The sequence below is a fragment of the Roseibium sp. genome, from assembly GCF_965229775.1.
Lineage (GTDB): Bacteria > Pseudomonadota > Alphaproteobacteria > Rhizobiales > Stappiaceae > Roseibium.
In genome coordinates this window covers 5,236,543-5,253,840 of sequence record NZ_OZ245929.1, presented here as the reverse complement: position 1 = coordinate 5,253,840, position 17,298 = coordinate 5,236,543, and the positions used below count along the sequence as shown (strand labels likewise).

22 protein-coding genes are annotated in these 17,298 nt (G+C 56.5%); 9 read left to right on the top strand and 13 right to left on the bottom strand.

Annotated features, from left to right (window positions below; translation table 11 throughout):
- Window positions 1–30: 30 nt before the first annotated feature.
- The 6 genes from ACO07N_RS23805 to ACO07N_RS23780 all read right to left on the bottom strand — a co-directional run bounded on the left by ACO07N_RS23805 (window position 31) and on the right by ACO07N_RS23780 (window position 5,320).
- Window positions 31–393 (bottom strand): hypothetical protein, encoded by a 363-nt coding sequence (locus ACO07N_RS23805; protein WP_421983403.1) that lies wholly within the window; start codon window positions 391–393, stop codon window positions 31–33.
- A gap of 17 nt (window positions 394–410) precedes the next feature.
- Window positions 411–1,115 carry an exonuclease domain-containing protein gene (locus tag ACO07N_RS23800; RefSeq protein WP_421983402.1) on the bottom strand — a complete coding sequence of 235 codons (705 nt, stop codon included), beginning with the start codon at window positions 1,113–1,115 and terminating at the stop codon, window positions 411–413.
- Window positions 1,112–1,504, bottom strand: a complete 393-nt coding sequence (locus tag ACO07N_RS23795) for a hypothetical protein (RefSeq protein ID WP_421983401.1) — start codon at window positions 1,502–1,504, stop codon at window positions 1,112–1,114. Before ACO07N_RS23795 ends, ACO07N_RS23800 begins: the two co-directional genes overlap by 4 nt.
- A gap of 19 nt (window positions 1,505–1,523) precedes the next feature.
- Window positions 1,524–2,768, bottom strand: a complete 1,245-nt coding sequence (locus ACO07N_RS23790; protein WP_421983400.1) for a recombinase RecT — start codon at window positions 2,766–2,768, stop codon at window positions 1,524–1,526.
- Window positions 2,746–3,870 (bottom strand): hypothetical protein, encoded by a 1,125-nt coding sequence (locus ACO07N_RS23785; RefSeq protein WP_421983399.1) that lies wholly within the window; start codon window positions 3,868–3,870, stop codon window positions 2,746–2,748. Before ACO07N_RS23785 ends, ACO07N_RS23790 begins: the two co-directional genes overlap by 23 nt.
- Window positions 3,871–4,645: 775 nt before the next feature.
- Window positions 4,646–5,320: a LexA family transcriptional regulator gene (locus tag ACO07N_RS23780; RefSeq protein WP_421983398.1), complete on the bottom strand. Its 675-nt coding sequence runs from the start codon at window positions 5,318–5,320 to the stop codon at window positions 4,646–4,648.
- 133 nt (window positions 5,321–5,453) lie between these two features.
- Here ACO07N_RS23780 and ACO07N_RS23775 point away from each other — a divergent pair, with 133 nt between their 5' ends.
- From ACO07N_RS23775 to ACO07N_RS23740, 8 genes are all read left to right on the top strand, one after another.
- Window positions 5,454–5,774: a hypothetical protein gene (locus ACO07N_RS23775; protein ID WP_421983397.1), complete on the top strand. Its 321-nt coding sequence runs from the start codon at window positions 5,454–5,456 to the stop codon at window positions 5,772–5,774.
- Between the two features lies 1 nt (window position 5,775).
- On the top strand, window positions 5,776–6,315 hold the full coding sequence (locus tag ACO07N_RS23770; RefSeq protein WP_421983396.1) for a hypothetical protein: 540 nt from the start codon (window positions 5,776–5,778) through the stop codon (window positions 6,313–6,315).
- 88 nt (window positions 6,316–6,403) lie between these two features.
- Entirely contained in the window at window positions 6,404–7,015 is a 612-nt protein-coding gene (locus tag ACO07N_RS23765) for a hypothetical protein (RefSeq protein ID WP_421983395.1), read from the top strand.
- Window positions 7,008–7,589, top strand: a complete 582-nt coding sequence (locus tag ACO07N_RS23760) for a hypothetical protein (RefSeq protein ID WP_421983394.1) — start codon at window positions 7,008–7,010, stop codon at window positions 7,587–7,589. Before ACO07N_RS23765 ends, ACO07N_RS23760 begins: the two co-directional genes overlap by 8 nt.
- Window positions 7,586–8,671: a DUF7146 domain-containing protein gene (locus ACO07N_RS23755; RefSeq protein ID WP_421983393.1), complete on the top strand. Its 1,086-nt coding sequence runs from the start codon at window positions 7,586–7,588 to the stop codon at window positions 8,669–8,671. Before ACO07N_RS23760 ends, ACO07N_RS23755 begins: the two co-directional genes overlap by 4 nt.
- Entirely contained in the window at window positions 8,658–10,025 is a 1,368-nt protein-coding gene (locus ACO07N_RS23750; RefSeq protein ID WP_421983392.1) for a DnaB-like helicase C-terminal domain-containing protein, read from the top strand. Before ACO07N_RS23755 ends, ACO07N_RS23750 begins: the two co-directional genes overlap by 14 nt.
- Before the next feature lie 2 nt (window positions 10,026–10,027).
- A complete protein-coding gene (locus ACO07N_RS23745; protein ID WP_421983391.1) occupies window positions 10,028–10,447 on the top strand; it encodes a hypothetical protein in 420 nt (139 codons plus the stop codon).
- 153 nt (window positions 10,448–10,600) lie between these two features.
- Window positions 10,601–11,353, top strand: coding sequence for a hypothetical protein (locus ACO07N_RS23740; protein ID WP_421983390.1), 753 nt, complete (start codon window positions 10,601–10,603; stop codon window positions 11,351–11,353).
- A gap of 198 nt (window positions 11,354–11,551) precedes the next feature.
- On the opposite strand, the gene ACO07N_RS23735 is transcribed toward ACO07N_RS23740, so the two are convergent.
- The 4 genes from ACO07N_RS23735 to ACO07N_RS23720 all read right to left on the bottom strand — a co-directional run bounded on the left by ACO07N_RS23735 (window position 11,552) and on the right by ACO07N_RS23720 (window position 14,152).
- On the bottom strand, window positions 11,552–11,800 hold the full coding sequence (locus ACO07N_RS23735; protein WP_421983389.1) for a hypothetical protein: 249 nt from the start codon (window positions 11,798–11,800) through the stop codon (window positions 11,552–11,554).
- An 84-nt stretch (window positions 11,801–11,884) separates the two neighbouring features.
- A complete protein-coding gene (locus ACO07N_RS23730; protein ID WP_421983388.1) occupies window positions 11,885–12,121 on the bottom strand; it encodes a hypothetical protein in 237 nt (78 codons plus the stop codon).
- Between the two features lie 10 nt (window positions 12,122–12,131).
- On the bottom strand, window positions 12,132–12,329 hold the full coding sequence (locus ACO07N_RS23725; protein ID WP_421983387.1) for a hypothetical protein: 198 nt from the start codon (window positions 12,327–12,329) through the stop codon (window positions 12,132–12,134).
- Between the two features lie 17 nt (window positions 12,330–12,346).
- Window positions 12,347–14,152, bottom strand: a complete 1,806-nt coding sequence (locus ACO07N_RS23720; RefSeq protein WP_421983386.1) for a DUF4942 domain-containing protein — start codon at window positions 14,150–14,152, stop codon at window positions 12,347–12,349.
- A 73-nt stretch (window positions 14,153–14,225) separates the two neighbouring features.
- On the opposite strand from ACO07N_RS23720, the gene ACO07N_RS23715 reads away from it, so the two are divergent.
- Window positions 14,226–14,594, top strand: a complete 369-nt coding sequence (locus tag ACO07N_RS23715) for a hypothetical protein (protein WP_421983385.1) — start codon at window positions 14,226–14,228, stop codon at window positions 14,592–14,594.
- Between the two features lie 3 nt (window positions 14,595–14,597).
- Here ACO07N_RS23715 and dnaN read toward each other — a convergent pair whose 3' ends face one another.
- The 3 genes from dnaN to ACO07N_RS23700 form a co-directional block, all read right to left on the bottom strand.
- Window positions 14,598–15,758 (bottom strand): DNA polymerase III subunit beta, encoded by a 1,161-nt coding sequence (gene dnaN / locus ACO07N_RS23710; protein ID WP_421983384.1) that lies wholly within the window; start codon window positions 15,756–15,758, stop codon window positions 14,598–14,600.
- Between the two features lie 272 nt (window positions 15,759–16,030).
- Window positions 16,031–16,414, bottom strand: a complete 384-nt coding sequence (locus ACO07N_RS23705; RefSeq protein ID WP_421983383.1) for a hypothetical protein — start codon at window positions 16,412–16,414, stop codon at window positions 16,031–16,033.
- A 2-nt stretch (window positions 16,415–16,416) separates the two neighbouring features.
- The gene (locus ACO07N_RS23700) at window positions 16,417–17,286 is read right to left on the bottom strand and encodes a hypothetical protein (RefSeq protein WP_421983382.1); all 870 of its coding nucleotides are present in this window, start codon (window positions 17,284–17,286) and stop codon (window positions 16,417–16,419) included.
- Between the last annotated feature and the right edge of the window lie 12 nt (window positions 17,287–17,298).

Here is a 17,298-nt window from a genome sequence, read left to right as displayed (position 1 = left end):
GCCTCGAGCTTAACCCGGTCAGGGATCCGCTTACGCTTTGGCGGACGCGGTGGAGCTTGCCGAGACATCGTCTCCCTTAACGAGTTTCAACTCAGTGTTGGAGATCAGGTGCTCGGCACCTGTAACGGACTCTTTCACCCAGGCTGTGTCGAAGGTCGCGTAGATGACGCTGCCATAGTTGAAGCCTTCCGCGTACTCCCACATGACGTGATCGCCAGAGATGAACTGCCTTCTAGCCAAGTGGATCCGGTCGCTGGGGAGGCTGATCGTTTCGCCCTGGATATCGATTAGAAACTTTGACCTGCCCGACTTATCCGGTCTGATGATGACGCCTTCAACACGGACGTGGTCACCAGAACGGAGGTTCGTATCAATCGAAAAATGCTTCGTCATTGTCCTGCCCATTCTTCCTATTTGCTAAGCCAATGCCTAGCCGTGTGTTTGATATCTCGGTCGAAGTCCTGATTGATGACCCACTCGAGATAGCTGCGATTGACGACTGACCACGGTTTGCCTTTGTTCTGCCCGAACGGAACCGTTTCCAAGAGGATTGGATCACTCGTTATGGAGGCTAATCTCTCGGGGTCTGCCATCCTCAAGAGTTCAACCAAAATGTGCGCGGTCACATAAGAGTCCGGACCGGCGCGATGCGGCGGCATGGCAGCCGTCGGATCGTGAAAGTTCTTGTCCACGCCCAGGTGGTAGCGAAGGTACTGATTGCTGTGCCTGGGGGCGTCGGGAAGGAGAAGGCGGGCTGAACGGTAAGTGCAGATCCACCGGTGACTTCCTCCTGCGAAGAAGAGGCGTTCGAACTCAGCGTTGTGAGCCGCAAACATGTCTCGATCTTCCAACCCGCCCATGAGCGACCGGGCCGCATAGTCTGGCGGTGGAGCACCTTCGAGTTCGCTGGGGGTGATATGATGGACAGCCAGCGCCTCGATCGACATCGGGACATTGGGGTTAATCAACGAGCTGACTGTCGGCTCTATACGGAGAGACCCGAGCGGACCGATGACAACGTCGGTGTAGCCGAACTCGCAGATCCCAACCGGCCGGCCGCTCGCCTTCGCCTTGTCGTCATCCGTTGCTTCAAAGTCTATGACCCGGATCCTCATTGGTCACCACGCTGTGCGAAGGTGTTGACGGGCTCCATGGGCTCGGGAAAAAGCTGCGTGACTGTCTGAGACGTGAAGGCCCTGACTGTCTTTTCAGCGGCCATCATCTCGATGCCTGACTGCACCTGTCCGAGCACTGCAGCCTTCGCGCAGGCGACCTCCCTCTCTGCGCAGTTAATCAGGACTGTGAGGAGCTGCTCACGCGGGAGATAGGTTTCGCAAACCTTGGCGATGGCCGCGTTGACGGGAGCGCCGTCGACACCTTCCGGCTTCACCATAAGTTTCAGGGCGCCGGATGAAGCCCTGAAGTCGAGGAGGACCCGCAGGTCATCCTCCACTTCCTTCAGTTTCACCACACTGGCAATCATGCCGTCTGTTTCAGTTCCCAAGTTCGTATTCCTTCCGTGGTTAGATGCTGAGTTTGTCGACGCCCAGGGCTTCAGCGACCTTCATGGCGAAAACCGTCAGGTCGGATAGCCACTCGCCCCCGGCAGCGTCCGTCTTGATGCAGTAGTCCGCCGCGTCGACGCAGAACTTGACGAGCGCGTGGATTTCCTGAGGCGTTTCGGATTTCCATGCCTGGGCGGCTCTCGTCAGCTGCTCCCGGCGTTGGGCGGGTGTGGCGTCCTGAAGCGTCGCCATGCCGAGGATCTTCTCAGCCATGTCCTTGGCAACTTCCGTCACTTCGTCGTCGATGAAGACATCAGGCATGACAGGTTTCGCAGGGGCCGCAGGTTTGGTCTGCTGCTCAGGCTTCTTCTCCTGCTTCGCGTCGGTTTGCCGAGGCTGGCCTGAGGATCCGTTCTTCTGGCTCTTAGGCGCGGCCTTCCCGTTGGTCTTCGGGGCGGCTTTCGGCTGGCCCGTCTCGGCAGGCTGTGACGGCTTGTTCTCGATCTGAGGGGCGCTCGACGTTGCGTCGATAACCTCGCCAGTGAAAGGATTGACACGTTCCCGCTGGGCTTGTTCGGCGCGGAAGTCGAACAAGGCGTCCTGACGCTCTACAAGCTGGCGGATTTTGTCGTTGTTGATGGAGATGTATTTTGAACCGCGGCGAAGAACAGCCTTCTTGCACATCTCTCCGTACCAGTTCCTCCAAGCGGGGCTATTTGGCGCTTTGGAGGCAAGCCGAACCTTCTCGAAGTCAGCGACCGACATCACTTCGCGGTGAATGACCCGGTTGCTCTCGTCGCGGAAGATGCAGTATCCGCCGACGATCTCGCCGCGATCCTTGTCGAAGGGGTTGGATTTGTGGGACAGCGACTCGAGGTCGGCTTCATCGAACTGGAACTGGTCCTTGGCATGCACCAGGGCGACGACGATCGAGAAGACGCCACCGAGTTCTTTCATTCGCTTGATGATGCCATGAACCATCGGCTGGTAGTTCAGGACATGAACCTTCTGGTCTTTGTCCCAATAGGGCAGGAGCGTTGCCTGCTTGTTGTCTGGAACCAGCCCGTCGGAGGCACACTTCATCACCTCCCTGCGGATCGACTCGGGCGAGCATTTCAAGATGTCAGCGTTCTGCTGCACCGCAATCACGAGGGTGGATCGCAGCCGATCCCAACTTTGATTATTCTCCGCCAGGAGAGGGGCTACCTCACCCTGAAGGTCTTCGATAACGGCGAGTGCGTTACCGGTTTTCTGGTTGCTCATAGGCGACTCCGCGATTGTAGTTGGGAAGGACGGACCGGTTGATCCGGAGAGGGAGCTTCGGAGGAGGGGACCACAAACCGTTGGGCCCAAATTCCGAGACGTATTTTCGGTAGGTAGCGAGGGCGTCGGCTACGATGTCGCCGGCGTGGACGAGCATCGGATCCTCAGAGTCGACGGACAGGGTCACCGGCACCATGCCGGCATCGCGTCGAAGCATGACCCAGACCCAATCGATATCCTTGGCGTTGAAGAACCCGTCCACGAACTCTTTATTGGGGGCGTCGCCGAAGACCTTCCCCATAGCGATCAGGTCCCGAGCCCGCTTTCGGCCGTCCAGGTAATGTGCAGCCTGCAGGTCATAGCACTCGTCGTAGACCTTGCGGATTGCCGCGTCCTCGTCGTTTCCGCCCTTGAAGGTCGTGAAGGACTTGAGGTCGACGGCGATTGCTTTGTTCCGGGTCTTCATTGCCGGGATTGCATAGTCGAACCGCAGCTTGCAGCGGACGCCTTCGATGGTGAAGAACGCTGACAGCTCCGCCGCTCCGTCGATCAGGGAACCGGCCTGCATAATCGATGACAGGACAGGATCGCGCTCCATGTTGACGATCGCGTCTTCGATCTCCTGCTTAATCTCCGCATCGATGGAGACGTGGCCCGGGTGGGCGGCGTACCAGTCTGCGAGGATGTCATCGAAGAACCTCGGGCAGCCTTCAATCTCCTTCGCTCTCTCGATCAGGTCCGCCTTAACGCCTGTCTGCTTTTTGCCGTGCAGGTGCAGGAATTTTTTGATCGAGTCCGAAGTCGTGAAGGCTGCCGGGTGGTCCGCTGGGACAGGTGGCTCGGCGAACCGTTCTTGGTACGCCTCCAAGCCTTCGAGCACGCGGCAATGCCAGGCGCTTCCCCAGATCATGAAAGACGTGTCTTTTGGCCCCCGCTTTCGGATCCGGTCGTACTGCCACTTGCATGGTTTCTTCGCCAGTTCCTTGACCGACGTAGATCCGAGTGCACTGTCAGCGTGGTAGATTTCTTCGTCGAGACCGAAATACACACCGTCTGGCAGCGTGTAGACCCCGTCGTCATCTCGATACATTTCGAATTGCATAATTCGCTCCGCATCACACCACCCCAAAAAAGATCGAACCGCTAATTGAGGAGCGGTTTAATGACTTCGTATGTAGGGTACGGCTCAATCTGTGACCGCTTCGGATCGTTTCAATCTTCAGCGTGTATGGAAAATACGAAACGTATTGTCATTGGTCAATAGCGAATTGTAGAAATTTTTTTCTACTAACTTTCGATAGGTGTGATTGGAGCTTTAGGCAAAGAAAAACCCCGGAGGATTGAGCCTGCTCCGGGGTTTGATTGGCCTGCAACCGGTTCGTCGAACGGGAATATGACGAAAAGCAGACTTGCGTTGTATGTCATACCTGGTGTAGCTGGTCAATACGTTACGCATCGATTGAGGCGGGAAACATTCCGCTTGATGAGCAAAAATATCGGGCGTTGCGGCAAACACTCAGGAATGACGGTAACCGGTTCGGCCTGAGTGATATCGTGGGGTAAGGAACGGGATTAGATCGGACCCCACAGGTTTCTGGAAACTGAAGCATCGAGTGCGCTCGCCTTCGGTTTGCTCCTTGCCTGGATCTGCGGCGCCATTCGCCGAAAAAGTTGGAGACTGTCTGGCCGATGGAGTGGTGCAGGCGGTGCGGCTAAGCGACACCCGGCTCCGTCGGCAAGTCCCCCGCAACCAGAACACGGGAGCTTTGGCTTTTGGCCAGCCCCTGGGTTCTGGTATTGCGACCTTCGCTCTCCCCTCTCCATTGGCAAGAAAGAAATTCTGCCTATCACCGAGTAGGAGAGATTGTTGTCGGACGTTAGAGCTTGCTTACTTTTGCCTTCACGCGGCCGAGGATGGAGAGTTCGTCGGGTTTGTGGAAGGTGCGCTCATAGCGGGCGTTTCGAGGAACGAGTGCGTAAGTGATCCCACCTTCGCCGTTGAGGATCTCAACCTTCGAAGGGTAGAGACCGACGCCATCCCAGACAACAAACACGCCGGGAGGGCTCGGGCGATTGTCTGCTGTATCGACGATCAGTTTGTCGCCGGCATGCAGGTTTTCCGAGGATGTCGGTTCCAAGCTGTCGACCATCCAATCGCCTCGTACCTCAACGATCATCGGGGCTTTGTCCAGGATCCTGAACTGTCCCTCGATCACTTCGGCAGGTATGCGCCACTGTGCACTGCTCTCAGCCTTCACCTCGTCCAGCGTCTTGCAGCTTTCCAGTCGGCGAAGATCGATTTCCTTGATTGCGGCGACTGATGAAGAATCGTCTGACGACTCTCCCACACCGAACACGAGCCACTCAGGAGTGACCTTGAAATACTTTGCGTAGGTAATGGCAGCCTCCCGATCGTATTCTCGGGCGCCGTTTTCATGCGATGTGTATGTCACCTGATTGACGCCCATATATCGAGCGGCTTCGGCGGCACTTGAGAACCCCGCAGCTTCCCTGGCGGCTTTCAGTCGCTTGGTTGCGATGCTCTTTGTCATTTCAAACTCCTACTAATTATTCTTTTGGTACTGCACCCACCTGTTTCCTGCAACAATCTACTCAAAACGTATTGACACAATACGTAACGTATATTATCGATCCTTTCCGGTTGTTAAAAATACAGGTTTTGCCATGATCCCGCAGGATATCTTCGACCCCGATAATGATTTTCACCTGACCGCGGAGCAATGCGCGTTCATCAGGAAGTCCATCGGCGATACACGCGCTGAATTTGGACGGCGGTTTGGCGTATCGGTCTTTCCGATTCGTAGTGCCGAAACCGGCACCGACCAAAAAAGCGGCCCGCTCATCATGTGCATCTACCTTCTCGCTCGCGATCGGAAGATCGATGTCCCGACGCCTGAGATGGCGAAGCGGGCAACGTTCAAGCGGAAGCTTGTTCCCGTTTTCGACGAGGTAGCCACCACCACCACCGAGACGGAGGACGTTTGAAATGGCGCGCGGTCACAATGAAAAGACGCAGCAGGAACTCTACGAGGATCAGCAGTTCCTGAAGGCGTTCACGGAAGTGAAGAGCCTGGACAGCACGATGGCGGGCACGAAGGGAAACCTGAGTGCTCTGTATAAGCGGCTGAAGGACATTGGCTGGACGAAGAAGGATTTCGATTTCGCCAAGTCCCTGCAGGACAAGGATGTCGGGCAAGTCATCGCTGACTTTGAGCGCAAGATCCGTATCGCGAAACTATTTGGCCATGCCCTGGGTCGTCAGCTCGACTTCCTCGATCAGGACCGCACACCGATGGTTGACCGTGCCTTCGAAGAAGGTGCAGCAGCGGGCCGGTTGCGTCAGGAAATGAGCAACCCGTATCAGCCGGGTTCCGAAGAACACAATTCCTGGCAGTCCGGTTTCAACGAGGGCAACACCTTCATCAACAAGGACTTGGCGAAGGCAATTTCGGATCCTCTGACTGGCGAAGCCGACGAAGACGGCAGCGACGAGGATGAAACCGACGACGAAGACGGCGACGACTGATCGCCGATAGCGAGCCGGGGCTCCTCGGCTCGTTTCCTCGCCCACATAGGGCTCTCTCCTAAACATATTCGTTCCCGGGAACTTGCACGTGCCTGCCGTCAAGCAAAAGAACGCTAAGATTTGGTCGAGGTCTCCTCTCGACTGGTATGTTGAGCCAGAGCGCTGTACCGCACAGCTCCTCAATTTCGAACGCCCCGTCGGCCGCATCCACGACCCATGCTGCGGCGGCGGAAACATCGTCAAGTCATGCATCGATGCGGGATATCGCGCCACGGGCACTGACATGGTCGATAGAGCGGAAACACCGCCTTGGTTTCTCGGCATCCTCGACTTCATGTCGTACGAGAAACAGATCCGTCCCTTCGACAACATCTTCATGAACCCGCCTTTCTATAAGGGCGTCGGAACTGAAGCATTCATTCGCAAGGCCATTGCGATGACACGCGGGAAGGTGGCTGCCTATACCGAAGTCAGGTTCCTTGGCGGAGAGACGAGGGCAATGACTCTCTTCCGCGATCACCCGCCTGACAGGATCTACATAATCACTCCCAGACCGTCCTGTCCGACCGGCGAATACCTCGCCAGCGGCGGGAAGGCCAAGAACGGATCCCCTGACTTTTGTTGGCTCGTTTGGGACAACAGCTCACCTCACACCGCAACCACGTTTCATTGGCTGACAGGAGAGACCGTCCATGTCTGATGCCCCAGGAAGCTACATGTTTCTCGACCCGGGCCGGTCGATGGGCTTCTCGATGTGCCTGGCGGGCGGCGGCAGCCTTCGGCACGGGACCTGGAGCTTCCGGCAGGAGCGACATGGCGAGGTCTTCGCTGACTACGCGAACGTCCTACGCCGTCAGCTCAACTCTCTCCCAGACCCGCAACTCGCCCTCGAAATGCTGACCATTGTTGACCACAACGGCCATATCGATGGCAATCAGGTTGCCTTTACGGCTGGCTGGTACTCGGTCGCCCACACCATTTGCTACACAATGAAACTGCGCGAGCCTGAGATCATTCCAATTCAAACTTGGAGATCGAAAACCCACGGGAAAACGGCGGTTCCCAAGGAGATGAGGGAAAAGCTGAACACGCAGCCCCTCCGCTCCAAATGGTTCAAGCAGCAAGCGAAGGACTACTGCGACAAGAACGGGTGGTCGTACGGTAGTGACGATGAGGCCGAAGCTCTGTGCGGTCTCGATGCGTTGCGTATTATCTATGAGCCAAACTATGCCTTTGGTAAGGGCAAAGCGTATCGGCAGGAGGCGTTTCTGTGAGCGGGGACGACCTTTCGTATCGACAGATCGTCGAGCTTCTGAACGACCACGCAGAACAGATCGCCAGTGACTGCATCCCGAACGGCCGGCGCCGCGGTGTTTATTGGGAAGGCGACTGCCACGGAAAGATTTCGGTTCACGTTGCTGGCGCTCGCCAGGGCATGGTCGGTGGATGGCAGGGCCAGTTCGGCGACAAGACCGGTGGCAATCTCGTTGCGCTGATTGAACTTGCCATGGGGTTTGAAAGCCATGGTGAAGCCGTTCGTTTCGCAAAGAGCAAGTACCTCGGGATTACCAAGCGTGATCTGACACCAGAAGAGAAGGCGCGATGGGCGAAGGCCAAGGCAGAGTCCGATGCCAAAGCCGAGGAGCGAAAGCAACAGGCTGAAGCCAACGATCGTAAGCGGGCGACAGATGTCCGCTTCATTTGGCAGGAAGCAACCCCACTGGCTGTGACCCTTGCCGAGAAGTATCTCGTCGGTCGAGGCATTGACCTGAGCGAGGAAGGTTTCTCTTCCTGGCCACCGAGCCTGCGGTTTCATCCCGGTTTGCGCCTTGGTGGCAGCGCCCATCCGGCGTTGGTTGGTGGTGTCCAAGGCCCTGACCGCAAGCTAACAGCGATCTGGCGAATCTTCCTCGACAAAGACGGACATGCTCTCACGGACGAACAGGGCAAGAAGATCAAACTTGGTCTCGGCCCCGCCAGTGGTGGAGCTGTGCGTTTGGGGCCCGTCGGCAAGCGGCTTGTCGTTGCTGAAGGCATAGAGACAGCGATGGGTGTGCAGCGCCTCACCAAGTTTCCCAGCGTGTGGGCAACTCTCTCCACGTCCGGCATGGGCGGACTAATCCTGCCTCCTCAAGTCGAGGAACTAGACATCTATTCGGACGGTGACCGCCATCGGCCAGTGGTCGGATCCGAGAAGGTTGACGAGCCCCCAGGCGACAAGGCGGCGCTGAAGCTCAAGCAGCGCGCAGAAGAGCAAGGCGTGAAGGTCCGCGTCTTCCCATCGCCAGCGCCCGACGACTGGCTCGACGTCTACAACTGCAAGAAAAAACTGGAAAAAGATCGTGGCGAAAAATGATATCGAAAAGATAGTTCTCGGTGCGTTCCTGCTCGACGAGAAAAACTTCTGGAACGTTCAAGAACTCCTCTCATTGAAGCTGTTCCAGTCCGACGACCACCAGAAGATATACGCGGTGATCAACGAGTTGGCCTGTACGGGAAAGGCAATCCGCACAGGGATTGTTGCATCGAGGATCGGTTCTCTCGCAAGTGGGCAAGATGTCGACGCTTACCTCTCCGCTCTTCAGCACATTGCGAGCAAGGAGGAATACCTCCCGGTAGGAGACTACCTAGAGGAGTTGGCAAACGACGCGAAACGCAGGGATCTTGTCGCATTCTCAGAACAGCTGCTCAAAGCGTCGAAGGATCTGAACCTCGATCCCGATCGGTTGATTGACCGTGCAGCTCAGAAGCTCGCCGATCTCTCCAACACGAACATGGCGGGCATGGAAAGCACGATCAGTTCCAACCTCCGGAATATTGCTGACGCCTCGGAAGACCGGAAGTTTGGCGCGATAGCCATCAAACCGGTTTTGAGGGGAATTGAATACATGACGGGAGACATCCCGCTGGGGTCATTGCTCCTCTGGGGTGGCGGCCCAGGGTCCGCAAAAACGGCGGTGGCTATTCAGCAGGCTATTCATACAGGGGAAACAGAACCAACAACGCTCTTCCAGCTTGAAATGAGTGGTCAGGCGATGGTCACTCGCGCGACCCAGCATCACACAGGAGTTCGGTCGCGGGATGTTATGTCTGGCATGACACCCGAACAGACCCAGCAGATCAGGAAAGCAGGAGACGACTTCAGTCTCAATAAGTTGCTGATTGTCACCCCGAAGCGGATGGACATCACGAACCTGAAGCTCCAGGCGTATGCGCACAAGCGGAAGTACGGCACCAAGCTGTTCATTGTCGACCATCTGAAACTTCTCGGTCGAAACGAGAAGGGGTACATGGATCCCGTGAAAGCGGCCTACGAAAATGCGAGAGATCTCAAAGAATTAGCCAAGTCTCTTGATGCCGTATTCATTGTGCTTTGTCAGCTCACGAAAGCTGGCAGGCAACGTGAAGAAAGCCCGGAGCCTGAGATGGAAGACTTCTTCGGTGGCTCGCTGGAAGAGCACGCTGATCTGATGTTGGCAAACTTCAACCGGCACGCCTGGCTAGTTCGAAATCCGCCAGTGACCCGGAATGCAAAGCCAAAAATAGAATGGGAAGACAAGGTACGAGACGCCAAAGGCACAATCGAAATTTACAAACTCAAAGACCGCTTTGGTGACCCCAGAGACTTCAGAATCTTCAATTGGGACGGGGCAAACACCCGTGTGAATGACCTCCCCACTGAAGCCGATCAACAAATGCTGCCGGTGTGACCATGGATCTGAACAAATACGACATTCAGGTGCTCCCGGTCATCGGAGGATACATCGGCTACCTGAGGCTCGACAGAGACGGCGGCCTCAAGCCGATCCTCGGCAAGCGAGGGAAGCCGGTCCTGTTCGCCAGCGAGTTCATAGCGTTCCAGACAGCAACGCGACATCTGCTCAGCTACATCAACGGGCATCTCGTCAGAGACGGTGAGGTGGTCGGCACGGCCAGGAAACAGGCCGAAGAACTTTTCAAAAAGAAGGACGAGACAAGTGGCGGTGCGAAACAAAACCTACACCGAGGCGGAAAGGTACATCGCTTGGGTGATGTGGGTCGTAGGCTTCTCAGAGAAGAGCATCGCAGTCTCTCTGGGGATCAGGCGAAAGCAGGTCGCCGGTCTGGTAAACCGCTCTCCCTACCCAAATAGATCGGGGATGTCGGACGCAGAGCGGCAGGCGGCGTTGGATGATCTTCTTGCGATGCGGACCGGGGAAGATGGGAAGCCGATAGATGGGGGGCGACTGGTCAACGTCCCCACCACGATCGTACCGCTCAGGAAGGCGCAGAAAAGGGGGTAGAATTGTCGACAGGAAAAAGTCTCAAGCAGCGCCTCGCGCAGGTACGGAAGCGGAAGGTGGAGAGCATCAGCTCTCTGCCTTTAATCGCTTTCTATGGCCGCGAACCTGATCGTGAAATCCTCAGGACTAAGATGTACGCCGCGATTGAGCGCTCGTTCGTCGAGGCTGAGGGCTCGAGCCCGACGTTTGGATTGGGCCGATCGTTCCTGCTCAACGACGGCGGTGCACTGGTTCTGAACGTGACGTCGAGCCCGCTCGAGTACGTGGTTTCCCGCGGCGAACTCGAAGGTGAGGGGGATGAGGAAGGGGCAGCGGGTGCTCGCTACCACACAGCCATCAGGTTTCGCGACTTGATCGACGGCGCCCAGGTAAAGGCGCTCAAGTCACCGTCCTGGGAAGGGACCGGGGGCGGTGGCTTCGGACCTGCAGATATCAGGAGCTTCCAGCTCGACTGCATCAAGATCATCGGGCGTGTTCGCACGGCCATGCCGGCATCATGGGTGTTCGGTTTTGTTGAAGCGGTTGTCTGCAAGGACGAATGGTTCGACATCGAGGACAAGGATCGCAAATCGAAGCGAGAAGAAACTCTCCTCGCTCTACGATTCGGCTTGGATGCGATTGCAGCTGAACTCGGCTACATCATGGAAGAGGACTTCAGCCGCCGTTGGACGGAGCAACCTGCTCGCGAACCTTCAGTAGCTCGTCGTCGTAGTCCAGGCTCCAAGGCTTCAGACCCGCTCGCACTGCGGACATAGCAAGCAACTCTGTCTTGGTCACGTCTCTCGCTCCACTGAACGAGCGAGAGGCTACCAGCCGAGATTTCATGCCGAGCAGGTCGCCGGCACGTTTCAAAGTCGGGGCGTCGAACCCCATGCGCAGGGCCCACAGCCGGAAGGTTGGGGCCTTGTGTCGTTTGGTTCCGTTCATATGGGAGTTGTCTCCGAGGTCAGGTATCAGTCGAGTTTTCGCTGCCATGGCGCATGGACAGTGAGCTGGACGTTCTTGCTGCCGCATCTTGAGCAGATGTATCGACGGACAAAGTCAGGGTTGCCGGTCGCATGGTAGTCGGGCCCGAACTTGTCGATAAGTTTCTCGAGGTCCAGGTAGCTGTAGTTGTTGCACCATGGGCGGTTGCACGAGATCGACAACTGGTGCCCATGATCCTTGATTTCCTGCAGCGTCGAGATCGATATCGCTTTCATAATCGCCTAGGTATTTCTTTCCGATTAGGATTGAAAGCCGCTTATTGAAGCGCGGGGATGCGGAAGCGAAAGTCCTCAAGCGATCTAAAGTTTGGCGGTATCACCGTCATCCGGCAGCTCTTTATCTTCCACCAATGACTCGATAGCCATCTTCTGAAGAACCACACTGCCGGTGCTCAGTTCGCTGCATCCGCAAGAGACATGCCCCCACATGACGTTCTCTGCTCTGCGGAAAGCTGCGTAGGCGAAGCTCGTGATGTTGCCGCTCTCAGCTTCCTTCAGCAATTCGTTCAATCTATCGATCATCATCTGGTTTTTCATCTGTCATCTCTCATTTGCTGTAACCAAGCGAAGTCTTCAGGAGGTTGTGTGCATCCCTGATGTGGTCGCGGTCTATCTTGTCGGTTATTGCGTCCAGGCCGTATGCCACGACCATGTGTAAGTGGGCCTCCGCTTGTTTCAGGAGCGTTCGAACGTGCACCTCGGGTGGTGCGTCAAGATCTATGTCGGGTTGAGAAGCGTCAGACATGACGATCGGTTCTCCTGTCAGAAGTATCTCGAGACCTTGCTGCCGTTGTTGTTCACCCGCAGAACGACCGTGTTCACGTTGGTTCCAACGGAGCTGAAGCTATTTGCCGGCAGGTCTTTGAACGCGCCACCGAGGTTGTCGATGACGAGCTTTCTGAATGCCTGGGCTTTCTTGGTTTCGCGGAACTCGGTACCGGCAGACATGATCGCGACGAGACGCCCGTCGGGTTTCAGAAACTTGAGAGCGTGCACCACGTGGTCGATGTCGCGCTCTCGATCGAAAGGCGGGTTCATGATGACCCGGTCGTAGATCGGGTCGGGTGCTACGGACAGGAAGTCGGCACACATAACGCGGTTGAAGCGATCGTCTGCTTCGAGGGCGTTGGCGAGGTGAGGTTGCAGCTCGATGCAGTCAACGATGTGTTGATAGGGCACCTCGTCGTAATCGTACCGCTGTCTACCGTTGTCCATAGGGACCAAACGCGGGATCCGATGGATCCTCTCCGCTGCTGCCGGTCGTGCGAGGTTGCCCGTGCCGGCCGACGGCTCGAGGATCCTCAAAGGTGCAGCGTCGTTGGCGATAGCCAGCTGTGCTTCCTCAATGGTGGTCGAAGCCGCGTCTTCCGGGGTCGGAAAGAAACCGTAGTAGCGGGCAGGGGTGGTCTTCGGATTGTTGAGGGGATCTTCCTCCTTCGTCATCCCGTCGCCGACGACCTCGCCGTAATACTCAGCCAGGCATTTGTTCACCTTCTCGACAAGGTCCTTGCGGGTGAACCACAGGTGTGCGTTTCCGTTCTTGAATATCCGAACCTTGAAAAAGTCGCTCTCGTGTTCCGTCTGGGATGAACCCCAGCCGCGGTCCTGCCGGATCTGATGGAGGATGCTCCCGTAAAGCGCGCCAGGCTTACCGCCATCGAGGACCTTGAAGATGCGCTCAATGTCGAGGAACGTGTCTTCTCTCCTGCCGTACCTGATTGTTCCGTAATCGTCGCAGAGGCGGTCGATGATGACACGGGACCCGATCTTGAAACCGTCATGAGAACGGAAGCGCCGGTCCAGAGACGCGAAGGACGTGGCTACGCCGCGCAGGAAGATCTCGTTGGATTGGCCAAGTAGCCCGTTCAATGTCGCCATGATGTTTTCAACGGTGACAGGCGGCAATCCGAGAGGATTGGTCAGAGCAGTGTGGAGTTCTTCGACGGAGACCGTGAGGTTCTCAACGAAGTGGCTGTGCCCATTTATCGTGGAGGCAGCAGCGACCAGGTCGTTGGCGATCTGCTTTGCCTTCTCGATCCCGTCGTTGCCCAACGCTTCAACCGTCTCGGGGTCTTCCTTCACCTGAGCGACATGTTTGGTGAAGCAGCGCACGCCGTAGTAGGGGTCGTCTCCGTCAATGTGTTCCCTCGTGTAGTTCAGGCACCATTCCAGGTCCTCGAGGAATTTGTTGGCGGTCTTGAACCGCGGGGACCGGTATTGCATTTGCGTCCGGAGCTTCTCTTTCTCCGTTGTGTCCATCAGGTCTTCAATGCCGCTGACCTCGACGACGTGTTGCCAGACTGTGACGTCGATCAATCGGCGCGCTGTCGCGAGGTACTGATCGCGATCTGGCATCGCGACAACTTTGAAGAAGGCCTTGGTCTCTTCGCCGGCATCGTAGTAGCGCCCCTCGAAGGACGGCGCCGCCTCCTTCCACATAAGGCGGGCTTGCTTCAGAGCCTCATCGGCCTCCGCAACCCGTTCAAAGGCAGCCTCGTAGAGCTGGATGGCCTGATCACGAGCAGCGACCACCATTTCTACTGTCTTGCGAGCGACGATAGCATTCATGATTGCACACCTGTTGGTTGACAACACGGCACCTGTCGGACAGACATGAACCATGTTGAGTGAGGGATTTTTGATGAAGAAGTTTCCGTTCGCCGTGCTCTTCGCGTCCGCATTCGTTGCGGGACAAGCGTCAGCGACATCGATTGTGAAATTTGAAGAGGATCAAATCCTCAGCGCTCTCGCCCGGGTGACGCTCTCGAGCGAATACTGCAAGGCCGAAGTCGTCCCGCAGTTCAACACGATGGATCTGGTTTGGGATGTCGTCGAGCTGAAGACGGGCGTCGACCCGAACGAGTCGCCGGTCCGTGAGAAGTATTTCAGCATCATGGATGAGTGGGATGCGAAGGCTCAGGGAGACCGTTCCGCCTTCTGCTCTGACATCTACAAAGACTATGGTCCGTACGGCCAGGACATTGCGGACCTGGTTAAGAAGAAGGGGTAGTCCCTACTTCTTCACCGGCATCAAGACGAACAGCGCGTCTTCATCTTCGCTGTCCGTGATTGCGATGGGGCTAGTCAAGTTCGGGGCATCGATCGTCACCTGACCTTCGATGTTCTGCAGGATCGACGTCATGTAGTCGCCGTTGAAGCAATACTCCTTCCCGACACCCCCGGATGCGGAGACCGGCTGCACCGCAGTGTCGGTACCGGAGGCGCACAGCACGTTCACACCGTCATCATTGGCCTCAAGGCTGACCTTGTGTCCCTTCTTGTCTGCGATCAGTGAGACCAAGCGTATTGCCCGGGAAACATCTGTCGGATCCGCTGTCGGTCCTTCGTAGGTGACCGGTGCAAGTACACGGGTGTAGTCAGGAAAGGTGCCGTCGACGAGCTTGGTGACAAGCTCCTGCCCATCACTGAAGAAGAACGCGGCACCAGAGTTCGAGAGCCTGACGTGCACCGCATCGGTATCCGGCCGCTTCTTCAGCAGGTTGAGAAGTTCAGCGATCGCTTTCCGGGGAACGATGTATCCTTCAGCACGAGCCTCATCGAGTTCACCCTCCAACGGAAGATTGACACGGCAGAGACGGTGACCGTCGGTCGCGACGAACGCGATGGCTGTCTGTCCTTCCGGCACATGGATGAAAACCCCATTCAGGTAGTACCGGGTTTCTTCTTTGCTGACGCACGAACTCGTCTTCTTGAGAATGCGCTGCAGGTCAGGGACAGGTACCATGAACTGCGTGGGGCCGAGCCTTGCATCGCCGCCGATGTCGTCAGTAGTTGGGAAGTCCGTGGCGGGAAGCTGCCCGCCAAAGTTCATGCGTAAGGTTCCAGACTGTACGCGCACGTTTCCGTTTTCAACGAGTTCGATATCAATCAGAGAGCCTTTGTCGCACTTGCGAAGGATCCTCAGCAGGCGATCAATGTGGACCGTGAACTCGAACTTGCTCGATGCCTCAGCATCGATCCGCGCCTTGTAGATCTGGTCCAAGTCGGTTGTGACAATTTCTAAGCTGCCCTTGTTCACGCGCATCAGAGCGGTGGTGAGAATAGGGACAGGACTTTTCGTCTCTACTGTCCGAAGTGCCGCGGTCATCCGCGACAAGAGATCCGCTGCCTCGACGCGGACGAGGTGACTTTCGATGGTGACAGGTGCGTTCATTGAAGGTGTCTCCATATGAAAAGACCCGCTCAAAGGCGGGTCATAGAGAGGGGTGACAACGGCCAGCGCACCGAGGTTGGCAGGCCGTTCGGTTACAAATCGTCCGCCGTCTCGGACATGCCGCATTGCGGTGGAGTGGTCGACGAGCTTGTGTGTCATCTCAGAACCGGGCGGCTGAAGCACAGATTGAGCGATGACCGTCAAGCGTTCGGGTGGTGTCAGCTCGTAGAGCGTGGCGATCCCGTCGTCCTCGGTGATCAGGCAATACAGATTTAGTGCTCCTCAAGGTTCGTCGTTTTGTTTCTGACTTTCGGGATTGTGTATCGGAGGCCGTGCGAAGGCAGCAGAGCGCAATTCGAGTATTCTGCTTCAGGCACACCGTGTTTCACTCTCACGGTTGCTGCCGTAAAGGTGACCGGCACCGCCTCGTAATCAACGATGACCGGATAGATGCGACCTTTCGACCAAGTCTGATATGCACTGGTTAGGTCATCGATGTCTTCCTCGAGCTGTACGAGGTCTTCACGGGTGTCGATCCTGGGTCGGTATTCCTCGAAAGTTGCGATCAGGCTGGCCACATCTACATGGTAGGGGTCATGCAGTTCCGCGTAGACACGCTCCAATATTGCATCACCGATGCTTCTGCCGGTCTCCATGGCTATTGCCGCGGAACGTCCAGATCATGTTTCCGAGCGAAATCATCGACATACTGACGAGGGCTCTCACCATCCAGGTAGGATTGGTCTGCCATCTCAGGGTGACCTTCGACGATGTCTCTGCAGCTGTACTTTCGATGAGCGTAGGCTAAAGCTTCGGAGATCCATCTCAGCTTTGGGTCGAACTCGCTGAGGTTATCGGCTTCATGCGACTTGATGTGCTCCCAGATCGCCTCGATATCGTGGACATCGTCTTCCTCGCCACCGTAGCTGTGCCGAGAGTTCAGGTTGTCCCAATCGATGTGCCGTAGAACCGCAGGGACAAACTCCCAATCGTAAGGAGCATCCCAATCGAAGTGTTCAGCGATCATGCGTTCATGAACCGCAAGGACGATGTCGCCGGCGTGGCGTGCTAGATCCCGCATCGTAGGGCTGCCGTTGCCGTCCCAGGTAGCGTTCAAATTGATGATGTCGTGTGCATTGGAGCTTTTCAAACGCTGCAAGACGTCCTGATTGCTGAGGTCATGCCTGTTCTCCAGCATCCATTCCCAGACGCACAGGGCTGCCTCCATCTGCAGGGACGTGAATGTCGGATCCTTCTTCGGTCGGCTTTCACCGGCCAGGACGGAGATCTCTTCTTGGAGGAGTGTTTTTGCCGCCGCGAAACCGGGGAGTTCGGAAGGCACATCGCCGTTGTCGCCGATCAAGGACACGGCGGCAGAGTCGATGATGTCGACCGCCCCCTTCAGGTCAAACCTCACTGCAGATCTCGTGGCATCATCCTGCACCTGGACCCAATCGGCATAGCCCAGCCTCGTTTCACCATTGACGACCTCTGATTGCCAGTCCTCAACCGGGTGCACTTTGTTCATTGGTTTCTCCAT